Annotated in this window: 24 protein-coding genes; 12 read left to right on the forward strand and 12 right to left on the reverse strand. The window is 68.0% G+C overall.

Going from position 1 to position 22,548, the window contains the following annotated elements:
* Positions 1-2: 2 nt before the first annotated feature.
* Positions 3-2,705 (forward strand): DEAD/DEAH box helicase, encoded by a 2,703-nt coding sequence (locus GV792_RS10755; protein WP_163823909.1) that lies wholly within the window; start codon positions 3-5, stop codon positions 2,703-2,705.
* 77 nt (positions 2,706-2,782) lie between these two features.
* Positions 2,783-3,535, forward strand: a complete 753-nt coding sequence (locus tag GV792_RS10760) for a DUF4333 domain-containing protein (RefSeq protein WP_163823910.1) — start codon at positions 2,783-2,785, stop codon at positions 3,533-3,535.
* Positions 3,536-3,813: 278 nt separating this feature from the next.
* Here the strand turns inward: GV792_RS10760 and GV792_RS10765 are convergent, their stop codons facing one another.
* The gene (locus tag GV792_RS10765; protein WP_163823911.1) at positions 3,814-4,785 is read right to left on the reverse strand and encodes a 5'-3' exonuclease; all 972 of its coding nucleotides are present in this window, start codon (positions 4,783-4,785) and stop codon (positions 3,814-3,816) included.
* 117 nt (positions 4,786-4,902) lie between these two features.
* Between GV792_RS10765 and GV792_RS10770 the strand changes: the two genes are divergently transcribed.
* Complete coding sequence (locus GV792_RS10770; protein ID WP_163823912.1) at positions 4,903-6,030, forward strand: M24 family metallopeptidase; 1,128 nt, start codon at positions 4,903-4,905, stop codon at positions 6,028-6,030.
* 37 nt (positions 6,031-6,067) lie between these two features.
* Here the strand turns inward: GV792_RS10770 and GV792_RS10775 are convergent, their stop codons facing one another.
* Positions 6,068-6,475: a PPOX class F420-dependent oxidoreductase gene (locus GV792_RS10775; protein WP_163823913.1), complete on the reverse strand. Its 408-nt coding sequence runs from the start codon at positions 6,473-6,475 to the stop codon at positions 6,068-6,070.
* Between the two features lie 177 nt (positions 6,476-6,652).
* Here GV792_RS10775 and GV792_RS10780 point away from each other — a divergent pair, with 177 nt between their 5' ends.
* The 4 genes from GV792_RS10780 (at position 6,653) to GV792_RS10795 (ending at position 10,213) form a co-directional block, all read left to right on the forward strand.
* Complete coding sequence (locus tag GV792_RS10780) at positions 6,653-7,417, forward strand: SDR family NAD(P)-dependent oxidoreductase (RefSeq protein ID WP_163823914.1); 765 nt, start codon at positions 6,653-6,655, stop codon at positions 7,415-7,417.
* A gap of 91 nt (positions 7,418-7,508) precedes the next feature.
* Entirely contained in the window at positions 7,509-8,738 is a 1,230-nt protein-coding gene (cbiE, locus tag GV792_RS10785; protein WP_163823998.1) for a precorrin-6y C5,15-methyltransferase (decarboxylating) subunit CbiE, read from the forward strand.
* 108 nt (positions 8,739-8,846) lie between these two features.
* Positions 8,847-9,470, forward strand: coding sequence for a hypothetical protein (locus GV792_RS10790; RefSeq protein ID WP_163823915.1), 624 nt, complete (start codon positions 8,847-8,849; stop codon positions 9,468-9,470).
* Positions 9,471-9,481: 11 nt separating this feature from the next.
* Positions 9,482-10,213 carry a cobalt-precorrin-6A reductase gene (locus GV792_RS10795; protein ID WP_256668438.1) on the forward strand — a complete coding sequence of 244 codons (732 nt, stop codon included), beginning with the start codon at positions 9,482-9,484 and terminating at the stop codon, positions 10,211-10,213.
* Between the two features lie 12 nt (positions 10,214-10,225).
* Here GV792_RS10795 and GV792_RS10800 read toward each other — a convergent pair whose 3' ends face one another.
* The 5 genes from GV792_RS10800 to GV792_RS10820 all read right to left on the reverse strand — a co-directional run bounded on the left by GV792_RS10800 (position 10,226) and on the right by GV792_RS10820 (position 14,818).
* A complete protein-coding gene (locus GV792_RS10800; protein WP_163823916.1) occupies positions 10,226-10,870 on the reverse strand; it encodes a dihydrofolate reductase family protein in 645 nt (214 codons plus the stop codon).
* A gap of 115 nt (positions 10,871-10,985) precedes the next feature.
* A complete protein-coding gene (locus GV792_RS10805) occupies positions 10,986-11,525 on the reverse strand; it encodes a PadR family transcriptional regulator (RefSeq protein WP_175583138.1) in 540 nt (179 codons plus the stop codon).
* Positions 11,526-11,744: 219 nt separating this feature from the next.
* Positions 11,745-13,376 (reverse strand): precorrin-2 C(20)-methyltransferase, encoded by a 1,632-nt coding sequence (locus GV792_RS10810; RefSeq protein ID WP_163823918.1) that lies wholly within the window; start codon positions 13,374-13,376, stop codon positions 11,745-11,747.
* Entirely contained in the window at positions 13,373-14,008 is a 636-nt protein-coding gene (locus GV792_RS10815; RefSeq protein ID WP_163823919.1) for a precorrin-8X methylmutase, read from the reverse strand. Before GV792_RS10815 ends, GV792_RS10810 begins: the two co-directional genes overlap by 4 nt.
* 117 nt (positions 14,009-14,125) lie before the next feature.
* The gene (locus GV792_RS10820; protein ID WP_163823920.1) at positions 14,126-14,818 is read right to left on the reverse strand and encodes an O-methyltransferase; all 693 of its coding nucleotides are present in this window, start codon (positions 14,816-14,818) and stop codon (positions 14,126-14,128) included.
* A gap of 125 nt (positions 14,819-14,943) precedes the next feature.
* Here GV792_RS10820 and GV792_RS10825 point away from each other — a divergent pair, with 125 nt between their 5' ends.
* Positions 14,944-15,654 (forward strand): TetR/AcrR family transcriptional regulator, encoded by a 711-nt coding sequence (locus GV792_RS10825; RefSeq protein WP_163823921.1) that lies wholly within the window; start codon positions 14,944-14,946, stop codon positions 15,652-15,654.
* An 85-nt stretch (positions 15,655-15,739) separates the two neighbouring features.
* Here the strand turns inward: GV792_RS10825 and cobG are convergent, their stop codons facing one another.
* Positions 15,740-16,924, reverse strand: coding sequence for a precorrin-3B synthase (gene cobG, locus GV792_RS10830; protein WP_163823922.1), 1,185 nt, complete (start codon positions 16,922-16,924; stop codon positions 15,740-15,742).
* A 175-nt stretch (positions 16,925-17,099) separates the two neighbouring features.
* On the opposite strand from cobG, the gene GV792_RS10835 reads away from it, so the two are divergent.
* Both GV792_RS10835 and GV792_RS10840 read left to right on the forward strand, forming a co-directional pair.
* Positions 17,100-17,531 (forward strand): SRPBCC domain-containing protein, encoded by a 432-nt coding sequence (locus tag GV792_RS10835; protein ID WP_163823923.1) that lies wholly within the window; start codon positions 17,100-17,102, stop codon positions 17,529-17,531.
* Positions 17,521-17,853, forward strand: a complete 333-nt coding sequence (locus GV792_RS10840; RefSeq protein ID WP_163823924.1) for an ArsR/SmtB family transcription factor — start codon at positions 17,521-17,523, stop codon at positions 17,851-17,853. Before GV792_RS10835 ends, GV792_RS10840 begins: the two co-directional genes overlap by 11 nt.
* A gap of 68 nt (positions 17,854-17,921) precedes the next feature.
* Here GV792_RS10840 and GV792_RS10845 read toward each other — a convergent pair whose 3' ends face one another.
* Positions 17,922-18,740: an alpha/beta fold hydrolase gene (locus GV792_RS10845; RefSeq protein WP_163823925.1), complete on the reverse strand. Its 819-nt coding sequence runs from the start codon at positions 18,738-18,740 to the stop codon at positions 17,922-17,924.
* 78 nt (positions 18,741-18,818) lie between these two features.
* Between GV792_RS10845 and GV792_RS10850 the strand changes: the two genes are divergently transcribed.
* Entirely contained in the window at positions 18,819-19,643 is an 825-nt protein-coding gene (locus GV792_RS10850; protein WP_256668437.1) for an AraC family transcriptional regulator, read from the forward strand.
* 49 nt (positions 19,644-19,692) lie between these two features.
* Here the strand turns inward: GV792_RS10850 and GV792_RS10855 are convergent, their stop codons facing one another.
* From GV792_RS10855 to GV792_RS10865, 3 genes are all read right to left on the reverse strand, one after another.
* Entirely contained in the window at positions 19,693-20,040 is a 348-nt protein-coding gene (locus tag GV792_RS10855) for a hypothetical protein (protein ID WP_163823926.1), read from the reverse strand.
* A 189-nt stretch (positions 20,041-20,229) separates the two neighbouring features.
* A complete protein-coding gene (locus GV792_RS10860) occupies positions 20,230-21,318 on the reverse strand; it encodes an NAD(P)-dependent alcohol dehydrogenase (RefSeq protein ID WP_163823927.1) in 1,089 nt (362 codons plus the stop codon).
* Positions 21,318-21,779, reverse strand: coding sequence for a DUF4334 domain-containing protein (locus GV792_RS10865; RefSeq protein ID WP_163823928.1), 462 nt, complete (start codon positions 21,777-21,779; stop codon positions 21,318-21,320). Before GV792_RS10865 ends, GV792_RS10860 begins: the two co-directional genes overlap by 1 nt.
* Positions 21,780-21,870: 91 nt before the next feature.
* On the opposite strand from GV792_RS10865, the gene GV792_RS10870 reads away from it, so the two are divergent.
* Complete coding sequence (locus GV792_RS10870; protein ID WP_163823929.1) at positions 21,871-22,437, forward strand: TetR family transcriptional regulator; 567 nt, start codon at positions 21,871-21,873, stop codon at positions 22,435-22,437.
* Positions 22,438-22,548 lie beyond the last annotated feature (111 nt).

Here is a 22,548-nt window from a genome sequence, read left to right on the forward strand (position 1 = left end):
GGGTGACACAGAACCGGTCGCTGACAGGCGAGCTGGACAGCTTCTCCGCCGATCTGACCTTCAAGTTGGACCCCTTCCAGCAGCAGGCATGCCGCGCCCTCGAAGAGGGGCACAGTGTGCTGGTGTGCGCCCCCACCGGCGCGGGTAAAACCGTCGTCGGTGAGTTCGCGGTGCACCTGGCGCTGGCCACCGGCGGCAAATGCTTCTACACCACGCCCATCAAGGCACTGTCCAATCAGAAGTACGCCGACCTCACCGCGCGATACGGTCGCGACAAGGTCGGGCTGCTGACCGGTGACCAGTCGATCAACTCGGCCGCCCCGATCGTGGTCATGACCACCGAAGTCCTGCGCAACATGCTCTACGCATCCTCTGATGCGCTGCATGCGCTGTCCTATGTGGTCATGGACGAGGTGCACTACCTGGCCGACCGCTTCCGCGGCGCGGTGTGGGAAGAGGTCATCCTGCATCTGCCGCCGGAAGTACGGTTGGTCAGCCTGTCGGCCACGGTGTCCAACGCCGAAGAGTTCGGCGCCTGGATGGAGACCGTGCGCGGCGATACCGCTGTCGTGGTGGACGAGACCCGCCCGGTCCCGCTGTGGCAGCACGTGATGGTCGGACGGCGCATGTTCGACCTGTTCGACAGCAATTCGTCCGAGCAGAAGGTGCTCGTCGACGAAGATCTGGTCCGCTACATCCGCCACCGCGAGAGCGCCGACCGAATGAACAACTGGGGTGGCGGTCCGCGCGGCCGTGGTGGCGGGCGCCGCGACTTCCGTCCGCTGCCTCGCCCCGAGGTGCTGGCCAAGCTCGACGAAGAAGGGCTGCTGCCCGCCATCACGTTCATCTTCAGCCGGGCGGGCTGCGATGGCGCGCTGGCGCAGTGCCTGCGCTCGCGGCTGGATCTGAGCCGCGACCAAGACCAGGACCGGGTCGACGCGATCATCGAGAAGCACACCGGCGAGCTGCCCAAGGCCGACCTCGAGGTGCTCGGTTACTGGGAATGGCGCGAAGCGCTGCACCGCGGGCTCGCCGCGCACCATGCGGGCATGCTGCCCGCCTTCCGGCACACCGTCGAAGAACTGTTCGTCAACGGTCTGGTGCGCGCGGTCTTCGCCACCGAGACCCTCGCCCTCGGCATCAATATGCCCGCACGCACCGTCGTGCTGGAGCGGCTGGTCAAGTTCAACGGCGAATCGCACGCCGAACTCACCCCTGGCGAATACACCCAGCTCACCGGCCGTGCCGGACGTCGCGGCATCGACGTCGAAGGCCACGCCGTTGTGCTGTGGCAGCCCGAGGTCGATACCAGTGCGGTGGCCGGTTTGGCCTCCACCCGTACCTACCCGCTACGCAGCTCGTTCCGGCCCGGCTACAACATGTCGATCAACCTGATCGACCGGATGGGTGCCGACGAGGCGCGTGCGCTGCTGGAACGGTCGTTCGCGCAGTTCCAGGCCGACCGCTCGGTGGTCGGGCTGGTACGCGGTATCGAGCGCAACGAGAACCAGTTGCGCAAACTCGCCGGACAGCTCGGTGGTGTTGAGGGCGATTTCTTCGAGTACTTCTCGCTGCGGGAGCGGATCAAACAGCGGGAACGTCAGCTCGAGCAGCAGGGGAGGACGGACCGGAGGGGCGCCTCGGTCGCGGCACTGACCTCGCTGCGGCGCGGTGATGTCGTCGCGATTCCGTCCGGGCGGCGCGCGGGGCTCGCGGTGATCTTGGAACCCGACGCCACCCCCGGCGACCCGCGCCCGCTCGTCCTCACCGAGGACAAATGGGCGGGACGGATCTCGGTCGCTGATTTCCCGGTGCCCGCCCAGGCGCTCGGGCATATGCGGCTGCCGCGCCGAGTCGATCACCGCACCGCCCGCACCCGCCGCGATCTGGCCTCGGCATTGCGCAGCACCGGTATCGCCGCTCCTGGACGGCAGCGCCGCGGTCAGCGCGCCCGCGCCGCCGATGATCGGGAGCTGGCCACATTGCGGCGCAGCCTGCGTGCCCATCCCGCGCACAGCAGGCCCGACCGCGAACAGCTCAGCCGCATCGGCGAACGTTACGCGCGGCTGACCCGGGAAACCGACACCATGCGCCAGAAGGTTGCCGCGACGACGAACTCGCTGGCCCGCACCTTCGACCGAATCCTTGGACTGCTGGAGGAACGCGGATTCGTGCACGAAGGCGAGGTCACCACGGACGGCCGCCGGCTCGCCAGGATCTACGCCGAAAGCGATCTGCTGGTCGCCGAATGCCTGCGCCAAGGGCTGTGGCGCGGACTCGGGCCCGCCGAGCTGGCGGCGGTGGTGTCGATCCTGGTCTACGAATCGCGCCAGGAGGGCGGGTATCTAGGCGCCTCCGGCCCGACGGCGCCGGTGCGGCGGGCGGTCGGAGCCACCGTCGCGGTGTGGTCGCAACTGCGGACCGACGAAGCCAGGCACAAGCTCGCGCCCACCCGGGAGCCGGACCTCGGATTCGTTACCGGCATCCACACCTGGGCCCGCGGCGACGGGTTGGCCGAGTCGTTGCTCGCCAGTGGTGACCAGGGTTCGCCGCTGTCGGCAGGCGATTTCGTGCGCTGGTGCCGTCAGGTCATCGACCTGCTCGACCAGATCCACAGCACCGCCGACGATGCGGAGGTCGCGGCCACCGCGGCCAAGGCGGTGCGGGCGATCCGGCGGGGTGTCGTCGCGGTGGACGCCGCGTGACAGAAGCGTTTGTGATTTGATTTCTTTCGCACGCGGGGGGCTACCGTGTGTATAACGATGCGAGTGGAGGCAACCAGATGAGCGGCCCGTACGGACCGAACGACGCCCCTGGTCCCGGGGAGGGACGCAACGATCCCACCCAGCACTGGGGCGGACAGCAGGCGCCCGGCGGGGCCGGGCCCACCCAGCAGTGGGGTGGACAGCAGCCGTCTGCGGCGCAGCCCACCCAGCAGTGGGGTGGCGGCGAGCAGGCGTCGCAGCCGCAGTGGGGGCAGCAGCCGAACCAGCCCCAGCAGCCGAATCAGCCGCAGTGGGGGCAGCAGCCGAACCAGCCCCAGCAGCCGAACCAGCCCCAGAGCCAGCCGTGGGCGCAGCCGCAGCAGCAGTGGGTTCAGCCGCAGCAGCAACCCCAACAGCAGTGGGGTCAGCAGCAGCCGCAGCAGGACTGGGGCCAGCAGGGCCAGCAGCAGTGGAACCCGAACCAGCCGCAGCAGCCCCAGCAGGGCGGTAGCGGCGGCGGTAAGAGCAAGGGCCTGATCATCGGTCTCGCCGTGCTCGGTGTGGCGATCGTCGGCGGCATCGTCGCGCTGATCCTGCTGCTGACCGCCAAGGACGAACTCGACCAGGCGGCCGTGCAGTCCGGCGTGCAGAAGGTGCTCTCGGAGTCCTACGGCATCGAAGACGTCAGTGATGTCTCCTGCCCGGCCGGCCAGGAAGTCAAGGTCGACGCCACCTTCAGCTGCGACCTGAAGGTCAGTGGTGAGGCGAAGAAGGTCAGCGTCAAGATCACCAAGGATGACGGCACCTACGAGGTCGGCCGCCCGAGCTGATCCGCACCCGGGCCGCCCGCCGCAGAGATGCGGGCGGGCCCGACCACGGTCCGGTCGACGGATGTCGTCGCCGCCTCAGAGCCCGGGGCCCGCGACGAACACCGCACCGCCCGAACCGAACTCCAATCGGAAATCGCCGGCATCGAGTGGTCTGCACGAAAGACCATTCGATGCCGGCGATTCCGTATGCGGCCAGCGCCCGCGCGAGGCAGGTGCCATGGCTGCCGACTACCACCGGCCAATCTGTTCGATCCACTGCGGACGCAGGGATTTCGAGGTCACACGCGTGGGGCGGCCATGGCGGTGACGAGGCGGGTGATGGGGCTTTCGGCGTTGTAGGTGAGTGCCAGTTCGCGGAGTCGTTCGGGGTCGGCCGGAGTAGTGGGGAGGGTGTCGGGACGCGACAACGTGACCTCGGCGTCGCGAACTACACGGACGACAGGTGCCGCAGAGGTCAAGTAGGCCTCGGCGGCACGGAGTTTGGCGCGGACGCCCTGAGCGAGTTCGGCGGCGGGATCGTCGACGGCGGCGCGCAACGCGTCGAGGGAGCCGAACCGCGTGATGAGGGTGGAGGCCGACTTTTCGCCGATACCCGCGACACCGGGCAGTCCGTCGGAGGCGTCTCCGCGCAATGTGGCCATATCGGCGTAGGCGGGGCCGGCGTTCTCCAGCGGCACACCGTATTTCGCGGACACTTCGGCCGGTCCGAATAGTTCCGCCTTGGCCAGGCCGCGTCCCACGTACAGCACCCGGATCAGTGGTGTGGGTGTGTCCCGTACCAGTTGGAGCAGGTCGCGGTCGCCGCTCACCACGACGACGTCGTCGGTCTGTTCCTTGGACGCGAGCGTGCCGAGCACATCGTCGGCCTCCAGGCCGTCGGCGCCGCCGGTGGCGATGCCGGCCGCCGCCAGCACCTCGAGGATCATCGCCACCTGTGGGGTCAGCCGATCCGGCACCTCCTCCGCGCCGGGCGCGGCGTCCGCCGAGGTATCGAGGCGGTGGGACTTGTAGGTCGGCACCAGATCCACCCGGAACTGCGGCCGCCAATCCAGATCCAGACACACCACGAGCCTGCTGGGGGAGTGCCGAGTGATAAGTGCGGCGACCATATCGGTGAAGCCGCGCAGTGCGTTCACCGACCGGCCGTCGGGTGCGGTGATCTTCTCCGGGATCGCATGGAAGGCGCGGAACCACAGACTGGCCCCGTCGAGCAGCAGTAGTGGTCCGTTGGCGGGAGCGGCAGACGTCACGGGCCGAGGTTACCTGCCGGGACCGACATCACCGGACCGGCAACTCCCGAGGCCGCTACACGGCGGAACCGGCGGAGTGCATCCGGGCGACGCGTCCTGCGGGTAACGTCGACCGGTATGAGCTCGCATACGGATTCACGATTCGCGGGGGACGTCTACGCCGACCGGCTCGAGCGCGCGGTGCAGCTGATGCGGGCCGCTCATCTGGACGCGCTGCTCATCACCCCTGGACCCGATCTGCGCTATCTGATCGGCTCCGCCGCCGACTCGTTCGAGCGGCTGACCTGCCTGGTCATCCCCGCAGACAAGAGCACACCGTCGGTGGTGATCCCGAAACTGGAACTCGCCTCGTTGGACGGCTCCGCCGTGTCGGACCTCGGATTGCAGGTCGCTGACTGGGTCGACGGAATCGACCCGTACCAGATCGTGAAGTCCGCGTTGCACGTCGGCTCGCGCGTCGCGGTCACGGATTCGATGCCGGCCCTGCACCTGCTGCCGCTGGCCGAATCCTTCAGCGGCCTTCCGGTCTCGGCGACGCCCGTACTGCGGGAATTGCGCATGATCAAGGACGCCGCGGAGATCGAGGCCTTGCGCGAAGCGGGCGCCGCGATCGACCGTGTACACGCCAGGATGGGCGAGTGGCTGCTGCCAGGGCGCACCGAAGCCGAGGTCGCCGCGGATATCCGCGAGGCGATCGTCGCCGAAGGCCATACCGAGGCCGAGTTCGTGATCGTCGGGAGTGGTCCGAACGGCGCGATCCCGCATCACATGCAATCGGAGCGGCGCCTGCAGCAGGGCGATGTGGTCGTCATCGACATCGGCGGCCCGGTCCCCACCGGCTACAACTCTGACTGCACCCGCACCTACGTCCTTGGCGAACCGCGCTCCGAGGTGGCCACCCGCTACGCCGAACTGGAAGACGCGCAGGCCGCGGCCGTCGCGGCGGTCCGGCCCGGCGTGAGCGCCGAATCGGTGGACGCCGCGGCACGTGATCCGTTGAAGGCCGCGGGTCTTGGTGCGGCGTTCGTGCACCGCACCGGGCACGGCATCGGCCTGTCGGTGCACGAGGAGCCCTACATCGTAGAGGGCAACGAGCTGGAATTGCGGCCGGGAATGGCGTTCAGCGTCGAGCCGGGCATCTATTTCCGTGGTGATTGGGGTGCGCGGATCGAGGACATCGTCGTCGTCACCGAGGACGGCTGCGAGTCGATGAACCAGCGCCCGCACGGTCTGACGGTGCTCTGAGCGGTCGAGCTGTCGCTGTACCGGCCGCGGCCCGCGCTCAGCGTGTGGTGAGGGTGCTGCTCGACATGACCCGCCGCACCTGGATCGCGATGACGACCCGCGTCGGGTTCTCCCGGGGCACCCGGTACCGACCCGCGTAGCGCTGGACCGCATCGGCGACGCTGTCCGGATCGTCGAGCACCGTTGCCGGGCCCTCGAGGGTCAGCCAACGGGCCCCGTCGACCTGGCTGACCGCTGCGTACCCGGACCGGCGTGCATTGCGCACCTTGACCGATGTGCCGTCGGCAATGACCCGCGCGATCCCGGCCGCTGCGTCCCATGTGAATCCGACCGCCACCACATGTGGCGTCCCGTCGGCACGCAGGGTGGTCAGGGTCGCCAGGTGCCGGTCGGTCACGAACTCGGCGGCGGTGGGGGAGAGTTCGACAGCAGCATCGATGGCCATGCCTCGACGGTAGCGAGTGGGTGCGCTGGCTACGCCACCGCGTCTGCCGATCATGGTGGTGCACGGCCTCGCGGTCGCCGGGGGCTTCCACCAGGTCCCCAGTTCTGGATCGGCGGTCCGTGGCGTCGCGGCATCGCTGATTGCGGGTCCCGCCGACCCGGATGACAGGATGGGTGCATGGGATTGCGTGGTGCGCGAGAACTCGATGCGGGGACGGTGCTGGTGCTCGGTGGGCGCAGCGAGATCGGTCTCGAGGTCGCGCGGCGTATCGCGCCCGGCCGGACCGTGGTGCTCGCGGCGCGGCGCAGCGGGGACCTGGCCGCCGAGACGGCGGCGATCGAAGCGGCAGGGGCGGCCGCCGTGCACTGTGTCGAGTTCGATGCCGATGACACCGCGAGTCATCCCGCGCTGCTGGAGAAGGTGGCGGCCGAATACGGCCAGCTCGGTGTGGTGGTGCTGGCCTTCGGCATCCTCGGCGATCAAGCCCGCGCCGAACGCGATCCGGCGCATGCACTGGCGGTGGTGCACACCGACTTCAGCGCGCAGGTCAGCGTGCTCACCGTGCTGGCGACCATGTTGCGGGCGCAGGGCAGCGGGCAGCTCGTGGTGTTCAGCTCCATTGCCGGGGTGCGGGTGCGGCGCGCGAACTACGTCTACGGTGCGGCGAAGGCAGGCCTGGACGGATTCGCGAGCGGGCTCGCGGACGCCCTGCTCGGCACCGGCGTACATCTGCTGCTGGTGCGCTCGGGCTTCGTCATCGGCCGGATGACCGAAGGGATGGAGCCGGCTCCGTTCTCCATCACGGCCGGTCAGGTTGCCGATGCTGTCGTAGCAGGCTTGCACCGGCGAGCGGGCCAAGTGGCCGTTCCCGGCATCCTGCGATTGGTTTTCGTCGCCTTCCGCATGATGCCGCGGTCGGTGTGGCGCCGCATGCCGCGATGAGCGTCGATCGGACTCCGATGCCCGCGCCGAGATTTGGTCGGCGGACCGGGGAGTGGCGGTGAGCGCGGGGACTGCGGACGCAGCGGCGAGGATGAACTGGCCGGGTGCGCCGATCGCGGTGGTCGGCATCGGTGCGGACGGCTGGGGCGAGTTGGGTACGGCGGCGCGCGACGCTATCGCCGGCTGTCAGGTTCTGATGGGTTCCGCGCGGCAACTGACGTTGGTTCCCGATGACGTGACCGCGACTCGTATTTCCTGGCCCTCACCCCTGCTGCCCGCTCTGCCGGATCTGCTGCGCGAGCACGCGGACGCGCAGATTTGCGTGCTGGCCAGCGGTGATCCGATGTTCTACGGGATCGGCGTGACGCTGGCTAGTCTGGTCGGCGCACAGACATTGCGGGTGTTCCCGCAACCGTCGTCGGCGTCGTTGGCGTGTGCGCGGCTCGGGTGGCCGCTCGCGGAGATCCCGGTGGTGTCCGCGGTCGGCCGGTCACCGGCGAATCTGCTGCCGGAACTCACCGATCGCCGCCGCATCCTCGTCCTCAGTGCCGATGCGGCGACCCCGGCCGTCATCGCGGACCTGCTGAGCCGCAACGGATTCGGCGCTTCGACCATGACCGTGCTCGAACAACTCGGCGGCTCCGCCGAGCGCCTCGTCACCGCGACCGCATCGGAATGGGAAAGCGCCCGGATCGACCCCCTCAATATCGTCGCGATCGAGGCGGTCGCCGATGCCACGAGTACCCGGGCCACTCGGCTACCCGGATTGCCCGACACCCTGTTCGGCGACGACGGCCAGCTCACCAAATCGGAGGTCCGCGCGCTGACCCTGAGCGCCCTCGCGCCCGCGCCGGATGAGCTGCTGTGGGACGTCGGCGGCGGCTCTGGCAGCATCGCCATCGAATGGTGCCGCACGCACCCCACCTGCCGAGCGGTCAGCTTCGAACGGGTCGAGCGGCGGCGGCAGCGGATCGCGGAGAACGCCGTGGCCCTCGGCGCCACCCGGATCGAGGTCCGCGGCGAGGTGCGCGGCGCACTGGATGGTTCCGTCGGCCCGGATCCGGACGCGATCTTCCTCGGCGGCGGCCTCACCCAGGACGGCGTTTTCGAGACATGCTGGTCGCATCTGCGCCAGGGCGGGCGGCTGGTGGCCAATGCCGTCACCGCCGAGTCCGAGGCAATGCTGCTCGGTCTGGTTGCCGCGCACGGCGGTGAGCTGCGCAAATTCCAGGTCTACCGGGCCGAGCCGCTGGGTGGGTTCACCGCATGGCGGCCGCAATTACCTGTTGTGCAGTGGACGGTGGTCAAAGGCGCGGACTGAGCGGTGATCCGGTCCTGCCCATGGGTGAAACAGGATCGTTCCAGCGGGTAGGGTCTGGTCCGAGTTCCGATCATGATCGGAAAACCCAGTTCCTGACCGGGGAGTCACATGAAGTACAAGAAGTTCGCCGCCACCGCGTTGCTCGCGGTCGCTGCCACCGGTGTCGCCGCAGGCACCTCCTACGCCGCTCCGGCACCCACCCCGCCCGCCTCACACGACCAGAGCACCGCTGTGCCCGCGGTCACCGGTGAAGACCAGGGCGTCGATTACACCCTCGAGCTCGCCGAGGCCGGCAAGTCGCTGGTCACCACCGTCTCCGGTGGCACGTTCAGCCTCGACACCGACGACAAGACAGTGGCGTTGAAGAACTCCGACGGCGCCGTCGTCACCACGATCCCGTTGTCCGCCACCGCCAAGGGGCAGCCGGTGGAGATCGCCGCGACCCTCGACGCCGACAACACCAAACTCACCCTGACCCCGCAGATCACCCCGACCGCCGCGGCACCGAGCCAGGCCGAGGCCATTTCGGCGCAGGGCTGGTTCATGGCCGAACTGCAGCGCGCCTCGCTCGGTGCGCTCGTCGGCGGGTTGATCGGCGCCGCGGTCGGCATCCTGTTCTTCGGTGTCGGCGTCCTGCCGGGTGCCGTGCTCGGTGCCATCATCGGCCTCGCGGTCGCCGGTGGTCCGGAGTTGCTGAACGCGGGCCTCGCCTACTTCAGCGGCCAGCCCTGAACATCCTGATATTGGGCGGAACCCGGCAGGCCCGGGAACTGGCCCGCATCGCGTCCGGCGAGCGAGGATTCGATATCGTCTCCTCGCTCGCCGGACGCGTTCGCGAACCCGTGCTGCCCGCCGGTCGGGTTCGTATCGGTGGTTTCGGCGGGGCGCAGGGTCTGCGGGACTGGTTGACGACGCACCGGATCGCCGCCGTCGTCGACGCGACTCATCCGTTCGCCGGCACCATCACCGGCAATGCGGCGATCGCGTGCCGAGCCGCCGATATACCGTTGCTGCTGCTCAGCCGCCCCGGCTGGTCGGCGGGTCCGGGGGACATCTGGATTCGCGTCCCCAACCTGGACGCCGCAGCCGCGCGCGTCAGTGCGCTGGGGGAGCGAGTGTTCCTCACGATCGGCCGCCAAGGTGTCGGCGCGTTCGCCGACCAGACCCGGCAGTGGTTCCTGATCCGCGCCATCGATCCGCCGGAATCGGCGCTGCCGCCCCGCCATGAACTCTTGCTGGCCCGGGGGCCGTTCACCGTCGAGTCCGAAGCCGAGCTCCTGGCTGCGTACCGTATCGATGTGCTGGTGACCAAGGACAGCGGTGGTGCCGATACTGCCGCGAAGCTGACCGCCGCGCGTGAGGCGGGGCTTCCGGTGGTGATGATCGACCGGCCCGTGGTGCCGGAGGGCACATCCGGTGTTACGACTGTCGCCGAGGCGATGGACTGGCTGCGTCGGGCCGCACTCCGCGCCTGACTGCCTGCGTGCTCACCGTCGCCAGAAGAAATGGTGCACTACGCCGCTGGGACTTGGGATCTGCTCGAGATGAAAACGATCGGTCAGTTCCTCGGGACTCGACCACAACCGTTCGCCGCCGCCGAGTTCGACGGGAGCGACCGCCACATGCATCTGGTCGATGAGATCGGCCTCGAGGAACTCCCGGACTGTTGCGACACCGCCGCCGATCCGCACGTCTTTGCCGTCGGCGGCCTCGAAGGCGCGCGCCAAGGCTTCTGCCGGTGCCGCGTCGAGGAAGTGGAATGTGGTGTCGGCCAGTGTGAACGACGGCCGTTGGTGATGAGTGAGCACGAATACGGGTGTGCGGAAGGGCGGTTCGTCTCCCCACCATCCCTGCCAGTCGTAGTTCTCCCACGGTCCCCGCTGCGGACCGAACTTGTTGCGCCCCATGATCTCGGCACCGATATTGTTCGCGTAATCACGGGTGATGTAGTCGTCGAGGCCATAGCTCCCGCCGGGGTCGGTCCGATTCACCCAATGCGCGGTAGCCCCGGCCCACGACATGAAATCGGCTGGATTCGCACTCCCGAACGGCCGCTCGAGGCTCTGACCCTCCCCGGCGCCGTACCCATCACGGGAAATGCTGAAGTTCTGAACCCGCACCACCTGCGTCATCGAACATCCTCTCTGATTGCAGTATGCAAGCAGTTAGGAACCTACGCAAACCGATCGCATAATGCAACTAGTTCTCCGAACTCGCTTCTGGTGTCGGCGTCTTCGTGCGGTTCGGCTAGCGCTTTGGGCTGTGAGTAGCGCCGATATCGATGGACTCGCGAGCGAGGAGGGTGGGGAGGCGGTCGAACCATGCGAGGACGGCGCGTTCGTAGGCGATGCCGAATTCGAGGGTGGCGTGCTGGTGGGGGCGCATGGTGGCGCAGTCCTCGCGGAGGTAGCCGTCAAGACGTCGTTGGTGGACCTCGCGGCCTGCGGTGATGAGCTCGTCCAGGTAGGCGGGGTCCAAGTGTTCACCGAACGACATCGTCAGCAGGAGTGGGACGCGGATCGTTTCGGCGCCGGGGTCGCGTGCGATCCATTCCTTGAACGCGGCCCGGCCCGCCTCGGTGATCTGGTAAGGGGTGCGTTCGCGCGCGCCGGTCTGGCCCTTCTCCACCAGGCCGGCTGCGTCCATGGCGGTGAGTTCGCGGTAGACCTGACTCTGGGTGATGGTCCAGAAATCGCCGATCCGCTCCTGGGCCAGGTTCACCAGATCCCAGCCTGACATGGGGCCTTCGTGCAGGAAACCCAACAGGGACGCGGCCGTGGAGTTCATTGGCCGTCTCTTCGTGCGGTCCGCCACCCCGTGCTCCCTTCTCACAACACTCCATAGTGGAATGTTGACGAGTCTACCCGCTGCCGGCGGTGGGCTGGGAAGCCGCGGCTCTCGCGTCGAACTCCGAGCGCCGCTGTTCCTGCCGGTTACGCGCTCGCCGGCGAGCGGTGATCGATATCTGCGAACGCCGGTTCACCGGGCGTGGGAGATGATCGTTGGTCAGTGCTCGTATCGGCGGGACGTGTAGACCCGGGGTCCGTCATCGGTGTCGACCACCGAGGTCGTCGACGCGCCGATGATGAGCAGGGTGCGCATATCGACGTCGGCGGGGTCGAGATCGGCGAGGGAGACCACGCGCACGGATTCGGAGGGGCCGCCGACGTCGCGGCCGACCACGACCGGCGTCAGCGGCGCGCGATGCTCGAGCAGTAGTTCACGCATGGCCGCGACCTGCCAGGTGCGTTGGCTGGAGGCGGGGTTGTAGATGGCGATGGCCATATCCGCTGCGGCGGCCGCGGACAGGCGTCGCGCGACCACATCCCATGGCTTGAGCCGATCGGACAGCGAGATCATCGCGTAGTCGTGGCCCAGCGGCGCGCCGACCCGGCTCGCCACAGCGTTGGCGGCGGTGACGCCGGGCAGCACCCGCACCGGCACGCCTTTCCATTGCGGATCTGCGGATTCCTCCAGTACCGCAGCGGCCATCGCGAAGACACCAGGGTCGCCCGAAGAGACCACCGCAACGCGCGCGCCGTGCTTGGCCAGATCCAATGCCATTGCCGCGCGCTCGGATTCGACCCGGTTATCGCTGGCATGCCTGCGCTGACCCGGGCGGATCGGGACGCGATCGACGTAGGTGGTGTAGCCGACCAGGTCGGTGGCGTCGGCGAGTGCGCGATCGACCTCGGGTGTCGTCCACACGGTCGCACCGGGGCCGAGGCCGACCACAATGACTTCGCCTGTGTGAGCGATCTTTTCCACCGCTATCGAGTGCGGGTGGTCGAGGGCGGGAGGTAGTCCGGAGTCGCCGGCGGTCACCGTTTCGGCTTCGTGCGAGGCCGTGGCCGGCACTGAATGCCCTGTGGTAGACCGAGTCTCGGCCGGTGCGCTGATGCGCAGCGGGGTCGTCGGTTCCGGTCCGGGAACGATGGTGATCGCGAAGTACGGGACCTCGTCGTCGGCCACGTCGGCGGCGGCCAGCACCCGCTGGCGTCCGGTGCTCGCCCGCTCGACGTAGTACGCATCGGCCAATCTGCCGGAATCCGACAGGGCCTGCCGCACCGCCGGATACGTGCGGCCCAATTTCATGACGGCAGCAGCGTCGGCGTCGCGCAGGCGGTGAGTCAATTCGTCGACCGGCATCGTGCCCGGCAACACGGTCAGTACCTGCTCGCCCTCGACCAGCGGGGTGCCAAGTGCCGCCGACGCCGCGCTCACCGAAGTGATGCCGGGAATGATCTCGGCCTCGAACCGGTCGGCCAGCCGCCGGTGCATATGCATGTAGGAGCTGTAGAACAGCGGGTCACCTGCCGCCAGCAGGGCGACGGTCCGTCCGGCGGCGAGATGTCGCGCCAGCCGTTCGGCGGCCTGTTCGTAGAACTCGTCGATAGCGCCCTGGTAGCCGCCGGGATGGTCGGTGGTCTCGGTGGTCACCGGGTACACCAGATGCTCTTCGAGCTGGTCCGCCCGCATATACGGCGCCGCGATGGCGCGGGAGATGCTGCGCCCGTGCCGTGCGCTGTGGAAGGCGATCACATCGGCCGCGCCGATGACCCGCGCCGCCTTCACTGTCACCAGTTCCGGATCGCCGGGGCCGAGCCCGATGCCCCACAGTTTGCCCGGTGTGGTCATTCCTGTTCGCTCGCAATCGCATTCAGTGCCGAGGCGGTGATGGCGCTGCCCCCGCGCCTGCCGCGCACGGTCAGGTAGTCGACACCGCCCGCCTCGATCAACGCGTCCTTGGATTCGACGGCGCCGACGAAACCGACCGGGATGCCCAGTACGGCCGCCGGACGCGGCGCCCCGGCATCGAGCATGTCGAGCAGATGGAACAGTGCGGTGGGGGCGTTACCGATGGCGACCACGGCACCGTCGAGCTTCTCGGCCCACAGCTCCAGCGCCGCCGCCGAGCGCGTGGTGCCCATCCGCTGCGCCAGCTCCGGTACCCGAGAATCGGCCAGCAAGCACAGCACCTCGTTATCGGCAGGCAGCCGCTTACGGGTCACCCCCGAGGCCACCATGCTCGCATCACACAGAATCGGCGCCCCCGCCTGCAATGCGGTCCGCGCCGCAGCCACCACACCGGGCGTGAACGCTATATCTCCCGCCAGATCGACCTGCCCACATCCGTGGATCATCCGCACCACGACCTGCGCGACGTCCGGCGGAAACCCGCTGAGGTCGGCCTCGGCACGGATCGTGGCGAACGACCGCCGATAGATCTCGGCCGCGTCGGTGAGATAACTGGCACGCACGTCGGACATGCCCCTCAGCCTATTGCTCGGGTAACGGGCTGCTCCGTGGCGGGTCGGCGCCCGCCTCGCCGGCGGCATGCTCCGCCGGTTCGAGCAGCGCGGCCACTGTTGGTGGCTATGCGGACCTCACTGTTTGACCACCATCTCCAATCCGCTCGAGAACGGCAGGGTCTGGCTGAGTAGCCGGTTGGCCGGGTCATCGATGAAAGCAAGAGCGTCTCGGTAGTTCTCGCGGTGACCATCGGTGTTGTCGATGAACACGACGCCGCCGGGCCGCAACTTCGGGACGATCAGCTCGAGCGCGGGCCGCGCCAGCACCGGCCAGATGTCGATCAATGCGAGATCGATCGGGACATCGAGATCGACGAGGGTGGTGCGGACATCGCCCTCGCGCAGGTCGATCAGCTCGTCGAGACCGGCGCGGTGAAAATTTTGGCGCGCGGTTGCCGCCTTGGCGGGCTCGATCTCGGTGCCGATCACCCGGCCCGTGCCACCGTCGGCCGAGGTCACCAGGTGCACCGCTTGTGCCAGGTACAGCGTCGATACCCCGTACGATGTGCCGACCTCCACGACCTGCCGGGCTCGCATGGCCAGGCATACCCGGTGGCACAACATCGCCTTGTCGTGTTCGAGGGCGATGAGCTTATCGGCCAGGAAATCGTTGGCGTCGGCATCGAGGTCGTTCGGATCAGCGGCGTCGTCGCGCGCCACCCGATCGGCGAAGTACGACCCGATCGCCGGAATCTGGTCGAGGCTGCGCTGCTGCAACTCGGCGACGAAACGGTCGAGTTCGGGATCCTGCAAGGTGCCGGCGTTCATCACAGTGCCTTTCGAAAGGTGCGTGCCACATCGGTATCGAGGTGTGCGCTCAACAGTCTGGAAACAATGACCCATTGATGTCAATATGGTGTGAACGTTAACCCCGTGCGGTACTGTCCGGTCTTGTGTCCGAACCGCTCCCGCCCGGTCGTCGCCGCCGTAGTCCGCTGACCCGGGGTGGCCGGGCGACGCTGACCGCCGACGCGATCGCCTCGGCGATGCTGGATCGCGCCGGGCGTTGCGGATTCGCGTCGGTGTCGATGCAGGACCTTGCTGCCGATCTCGGTGTGACCGTCCGTGCGCTCTACCGGCACGTCCGGGATCGGCAGGAGGTCGTTGATCGAGCGGTCGAGCTGTGGCTGTCCGGGTGGCCGACTCCCGAACTCGATCCCACTCGATGGCGAGAGAGCCTGCGCGCCTACTGTGACCTGCACCGCGCAATTGCCCGGCGGTATCCACGAGCGCTGCTCGTGTCGCTGGACGAGCGGGTGAGCGATGCTCGCGTACCCGCGCAACGCCTCATCGCACCGGAGCAGTTCCTGGAGTTCCTTGCCGCGGTGGGGCTCCCGTTGCCCGATGCGTTGTTCGTGCACAGCGATCTCACACTGCGCATCTACGGTTTCGTCCTCTTCGTCGACTATCGAGCCGATAGTGGTGAACCGATCGCCGATCAATATCCGGTGCCGCAAGCATGGCTCGATGGCCATGCGGATCTCGACGTGCCGCTGCTGCGTCGCGCCCGCACCGAGGCCGGTTTCGACGCCGATGCCATGTTCGATCGCGTGACGGTGGAGGTGATCAACGCCGTCGAAAGGCTCCTGTGCGGGCCAGGCTGATCCATGCACCAGCGGACCCTTCGAGGAGAACGGCCACTGGGCGGCCTGATTGTCGCTGGGTGATCGTGGCGCCCTATTCGGCTTCTCAGGACTGAATGACGCGGTACCCGTCCGGACCGGCGGTGACGTCGGTGACCGGTCCGGCGGGATGTCCGCAGCGGCGGTCGCAGCCGGACCAGTGCTGGCGGCCGGCGGTGATGATCTGTTCGGCGGGAATGATGGTCTCGTTGGTGGGGATGTCGGCGCCCGATGGCAGTACCCGCCCGGATTCGATGGCGGCGGTGGCGTCGGCGCGGACGTCGGTATGGGATTTGGCGCAGCCGGGGCGGCCCGCGCAGGCGGTGACCTGCAACCACGGGGAGCCGGCATCGAAGATCAAGCCCATCGGGGCGAGCACTCGCACGACCTGTTCGGCGGGCCATTCATCGAGGTCGGTGATAATCAGTGAGCGCCACGGAGTGATGAATACGGGCCGTTCTACGGCAGCGAGAAATTCGGCGGTGCGGGCGGGTAGTGATCCCAGGCGCACACCGGCGCCCAAGGCGATCAGGTCATCGTCCTGCGGGAACCAGCCGATCGGATGCTGCGGTGCGGCACCGAGGTCCAGCCGGTGCGGTCCCGGTGCCAGGCCGAGGAGGTCGGTGAGACGGTCGACGCCGCAGTCGATCTCGTGCAGCCGCCACTGATCGGAGCCGAGATCGAGAAATCCGTGCGCGGCGGCCAGCAGTACGTCCGCAGTATCGGCTGCCGAGACGCGGATGCCGCTGTCACGTCCGGCCAATACGAGGGCGAACTCGTCCTCATCGACGGCGTGGGCGCCGATATCGGGACCGAGTGCGCTGACGTCGCCGCGCCCGTCGTCCAGTGCGAACAACACCCGCCCTGGCAGCTCCGCGAGCCGAGCTGCGGCGCGCAGGCCGTCATCGAGCGAGCGAACCAGCGGATGGACATCCGCGCGGCCCCCGACTCGCCCCGACAACGGTGACGCGACGATATTGCGCACCCGCTCATGGGTGTGGCTCGGCAGCAGACCCGCGACCTCCAGCCGCGCCGTCAGCTCATCTGGATCCCGTACCTGCCGCAACTGCACATTTCCGCGCGAGGTGAGTTCGATAGCGCCGTCACCGAGCTCTTCTGCGGCCTCCGCCAACACCTGCAACTGTTCCGGCTCGAGCCGCCCGCCGGGCACTCGGATACGCGTCAGTGGTCCGTCGGCGGCTTCATGCAGCCGCAACACCCCGGGGCAGGAATCCGATTCAGTGCGCGCCATGATCTGCCCAGTTTACGGGCCGGTGCAGGTGAGTCCAGGCCGGTGGGTGCACGGGGGTTCAGCTCCCTGGTTGCCGAAGACGCCCCCAGGAACGGCGCCGCACATCACACCTTGACGCAACCAATCAGTTGCCATACTATTGCAACCATCAAGTTGCTACTAAATGGAGGAAGTCATGGGTTTTCCTGATCGGATCGAGCGGACAGTCGAGTTGGCGCACCCACCGCAGAAGGTGTGGGCGGCGATTACCACGGCCGAGGGGCTCGGCACATGGTTCGGTAACGAAGCGCGGATCGATCTGCGCCCCGGAGGTGAGGCCTGGATGCGGTGGGACGAGGGGGATAGCCAAGACCTGCGGGTTGAGCGGGTGGAGGAGCCGCGGATTTTCGGATTCACCTGGCCGATATACGGATTGGCCGCCGACGACCCGCGACGCACTTATGTGGAATTCACATTGGAGCCGGTGGGTGACCATACGCGGCTGACGGTTGTCGAAACCGGATTCGCCCAACTCGACGGCGAAGCGCACAAGACCGCGCATTCCGGCAATGTCGACGGGTGGATGAAGGAACTCGGTGAGCTGGTGACCTACCTCGATGCCGCCTGAGAACGAAGCGATCGCCGAACAGGTATTCGTCGCGCTGGCCGACCCGAGCCGGCGCGCGATCCTGGCGGAGCTCGCGTCGGGCGGGCCCGCCACGGCCACCGACCTGGCGGCCCGCCTGCCGATCAGCCGTCAGGCGATCGCGAAACACCTTGCGCTGCTCTCGGATGCCGAGCTGGTGATCGCCGAGCCGGGGGAGCGGCGCCGGGTGCGCTACCGATTGCATTCGGCGCCCATGCAAGTGGCGCAGCGATTCCTCGCAGCGCTCGCCCGCGACTGGGACGGCCGGCTCGATGTATTGAAGAACCACCTCGACCGGGCCTGACGACGAGCGGATGCTGCCCGAGAAGTTGTTGCCGCACTCGGCCGATCGGGCTGTCGACTCGTGACGGTCTAGGGTGCGCGGTGGAGAATCATACGCGCGAGGGCGTCGCCGTCCTCGAGCATCGCCATATGTCCTACTCCGCGAAGGTACGTCAGCTCGGCACCCGGCACCTCCTCGTACTGGTGCGCCGACGCCGGATCCCATCGTGGGTCGGAATCCCCGAAGATCGCGAGGAGGGGCTTTCCGGTGTCGATGAGGCGCTGGGGCACGGTCCGCTCGGCGAGGTAGTCGCGGTAGGCGGCGAGAATCGCGCGGAAAGCTCGATAGGACGTCCTTCGCATATCGGCCACGGCTCTGTCGGGCACCGTGATCGGTACCGCCGCGGTCGCGGCCAGCGCGCGGCGGATCATCGACTCGGTACGGATCGCCCATACGAGCGGACCGAAGGGCGGCGAGGCGAGGATCCGGAGGATCGCCGGTTCGGGGAGCAGTGCGGCGTGGCTCGGGCCCGTGCTGACCAGAACCAGATCGCCGACCAGGTCCGGACGACGTTCTATGAGGGAGGTAGCGACATACCCACCACTGGAATGACCGACCACCGTCAGGTTCCGGACGCCGAGCTCGTCCAACACCGCCGCGGTCCGATCCGCCTGCTGTGCAACGGTGTACGTCGATGCCGGCGCGGACCGGCCACATCCCGGAAGGTCGATCGTGATCACCCGATACTCGGCGGCGAGCGACGGCACCACCGGTGCCCACGTCGAACCGGTTGCGCCCGAACCATGGATGAGGAGCAAGGGCGGTGCCGCGGGGTTCCCGTCGAGGGCGACATGCACACCGTGGATCGTCGTGTCGGCAGGTGTCCGGGTGGGGCTCGATTCGCTCATACCGGCAGCTTCGTCGCGGGCTCGTCACGCCGTATTGGACGAATGTCACGATGTCGCGCTGCGGCTAGCCTTGGAGACATGATCGCAGCCGGCCGATGGGACTGGAGTCGGGTCGAGGTCGCCGTTCCGGTGCGCCCACCCGCTCCTGGAGTCCAGATGGCGGGTTTTCGTTACCGCGATGCAGTCCCCGTCGACATCACGATGATCCCACACCCTTTGGTCACGCTGCTGTTCGATCTCAGTGAGCGCGGAGTCGCCTACGACGTCCTCGGGCACCCGGTCACGGGGAACGCGATCGTCGGCCTCCGCAGCGGCGCCTTTCGCCTCACCAGCGTGGGGCCCGGTGAGGTCCTGCAGATCCGCATGTCTCCGGTCGTCGCCGCAGCGACTCTCCGAGACACCGACGTCCTCGGTGGCGCCGTGACGCCGCTGCCGGATCTGTGGGGCAGCGGCGCTGCCCTCCTGACCGAGCGACTCCGTTCGACACCGTCGTGGGACGAGCGCTTCGCCCTCGCGGCCGCGTTCCTTCGGAGCCGGGTACCGCACGGATTCGGTATCGCACCCGAGATCGCCTACGCCTGGGATCGGGCGGTCCGAACCAGAGGCCGGGTCCGCATCGAGACTCTTGCCGCAGAGACCGGTTGGTCCCGACAGCGGCTCTGGTCTCGCTTCCGCGCCCTCCTCGGAGTCTCGCCCAAGCATGCGTCCGAACTCGTCCGCTTCGACCATGCTGCCCATCTGCTGGCGGCAGGACGCCCGCCTGCGGATGCCGCCGTCGCGGCTGGCTACGCCGACCAATCCCATCTTCACCGTCGAACCAAGGCGATGACCGCGATGACCCCGGCCGTCGTGGCGAGGGCGCCGTGGCTCGCGATCGACGAAGTCGCCTGGCCGGCAACCTGATCCCCGCGAATCCGCAACACCCGCCCGGAGAACGGCCGGGGGTGGCGATTCACCCCCAGGTGGCCTGGTCCGGCACTGTCGAGCTGAATATGACGAAGAAGAACTGGCCGGGCATCAGTTCGTTCATATCGTGCCAGCCGCCCCACGGATCGCGCTGATAGTAGTTCTCCATCCCGGTGCCGTCGTCGTAGCACACGATCCCGCCGGTGCCGAACGGGCTCCAATAGACATCGGTGCCGGGGCGCGGTGCTTCCAATGGCGTGCGGAACAGGTGGCTGCACGGGGTGATCACCGGGTCGTAGATGGACGGTTGGGCGGCGGCTGCCGGGGCGAGCGCGGTGAGTCCCGCGGCGGTGATCGCGGCGGCGGCAAGCCCTCGGCGGACGGTGGAACGCATCTATTCTGCTCCTCACTGGGCGGAAAAGGGTCCGTTCTCCTGTTGGCAAATTTTCAGCTACCGTTACGTGGTCGGTGTCGGGTGGCCGACGCACCGGTGACATCCTGTCGTATCACCACTGGCGCCGTACCCGGAGTCGCCGGAATCGGATGAGTTCGGTGGGTGCCGCGGCGGTGGTGTCCAGGTGGCTTACCAGGTGAGGACCGGCTTGATGACTCGCCCCGCGCGTTGATCCTCGAGTGCGGTACCGATCTCGGTGTGCGGATAGCGGGTGATCAGCCGGTCGGCCGGTAGCAGACCGCGCGCGTGCAGGTCCAGCAGGCGCGGGATGAACTCGCCCGGGACGGCGTCACCCTCGAGGCAACCGCGAATCGTCTTGCCGTAGAGCACGATATCGCTGATATCGACCGGCGGCGTGCCTGCGCCGAGCCCGACGGCCACCACCGTGGCCCCGGTGGTGAGTGCGGCGACAGCATCGCCGAGGACGCTCGCGACGCCGGTCGTGTCGAGCGCGTGGGTTGCGCCGCCGCCGGTCAGGTCACGGATTGCCGGGGTGGTCGGCGCCTCGGTGGGATCGATGGCCGCGTCGGCACCCAACGCCAGGGCCATATCGCGACGTGCCGCAGAGGTCTCGACGACGGCGACACGAACATCGGGGATCGTCCGCGCCGCGAGCAGTGCCGAAGTGCCGACCGCACCTGCGCCGTAGATCGCCAGCCAGGAACCCGGCTCCGGACGTAAGACGTTGAGCACCGCGCCCATGCCGGTTTGGAATCCGCACCCGAACGGTGCTGCCACGGCGAGGTCGGTCGCGGGGTCGATGACGACGGTGTTGTCCTCGGCGGCGAGCGCATATCCCGCGAAACTCGACTGCCCGAAGAACCCGTCCAGTATCGGCGCGCCGTCGACGGTCACCCGCGGTGTGCCGTTGGCGCGTCGCCCGAACTGGTTCAATGCGTTCGCGCGGCGACAGTAGGCCGGACGTCCGGCGCGGCACGTGACGCAGTCACCGCAGTGCCGGAACGTCAGTACCACATGATCGCCCGGCCGGACCACACTCACTCCCGGCCCGATCGCCTCGACAACGCCCGCACCCTCATGGCCGAGCAGCACCGGCCGGTCGACGGCGCCCGCCCGTCGGCTCACCAGATCGGTATGACACACACCTGCCGCGACGATGCGCACCAGAACCTCACCGGCGCGCGGCTCGTCGATATCGACGGTCTCGACCGTGAAGCCCGCCGCCGGGTCCCGCGACAGGACGGCGCTCGTGCGCATCAGGACACCCGTTCCAGCAGGAAGTAGAAATGCTCGCCGCGCGCGAGCACCAGTTCGGGTCGCCCGTTCATGATGCCCATCAGGGTGGTGTCGTCGAGCCATTTGAAATGGTCGAATACGGCGCGCCCGTCGTAGACCATCGTCGCGGTGACCTCGTCGCGGAACTCGATATTCCACAGGGTCGCTTCGCCTTGGCCGAGTTCGACATTCGAGAACAGGGTGCCGTCCTCGGCGCGGCAAATGAGCGGTTTGGCGTCGTCGAGCGCCAGGAACGTCTTGCCGTACCAGCGGCTCGCCGGTAACGCCCGGCACAGCGGGTGACCGGTCTGGAAGGCGCCGCCACGCCATTCGCCGAGGATGTCCTCGGCACGCGCTGGCCGCAGCCTGCCCCAGAGCTCGTCCAGTTCGGCGACCGAGACACCCTCGGTCCGATCCCTGAGTTCCTGCCACCGTGCGGCCATCGTGTCCTCGTCTCGCCGGGCGTCCAGAACCAATTGGTTCGGGAACGACCATAGTGCCGAACCAGATGGTTCGGCAAGATACGATGCGGCCATGCGTGCGGCAGGTGAGGCGACCCGGGAGCGGATACTCGCGGCGGCCAAGGCGGAGTTCGCGCAGTTCGGTATCGCCGGAGCGCGGATCAATCGCATCGCCGCGTCCGCCCGCGCCAGCAAGGACCGCCTCTACGCCTACTTTCCCGGCAAGAGCGAGCTCTATGCCGCCGTCACCGAGCGCTGGACCGGCGAAACCACCGCCGAAACCGCCCTGCGCGCCGACGATGTGCCCGGCTATGTCGGCCGGCTGTTCGACCATTTCGTCGCCAACCCCGATAACGCCCGCCTGCAGGCATGGTCGGAGCTCGAACCCACCGACGATGACGACGTCACTCAACTCGTGCGCCGCACCATCGACCCGAAACTCGCCGAACTGCGTCGCGGCCAGCAGGAGGGCCGGATCACGGCCGACATCCCGGCACCTGCGCTGCTGCGAATGCTCACCGACCTCGCCCGCACCACCGCCGTGCACGCCGTCCTCGCCGAGCGGCGCGCAGGCGGCGATCGGTTGACCGTCCAGCGAGCAGCCACCGTGCTCGCCGCCCAGCGCCTCGTCGCGCCTTAGCCGACTGATCCTTAGAGTGACTGGCAGTCAGGATGTTTCGGGCGAAAGGGCCGATCATGGAGCATCAGGGGTCGATGGCTGTCATCGAGACATCTCATCCCAGGTCGCACC

Origin of the sequence: Nocardia cyriacigeorgica, from assembly GCF_010868145.1 — a bacterium.
Classification (GTDB): domain Bacteria; phylum Actinomycetota; class Actinomycetes; order Mycobacteriales; family Mycobacteriaceae; genus Nocardia; species Nocardia cyriacigeorgica_D.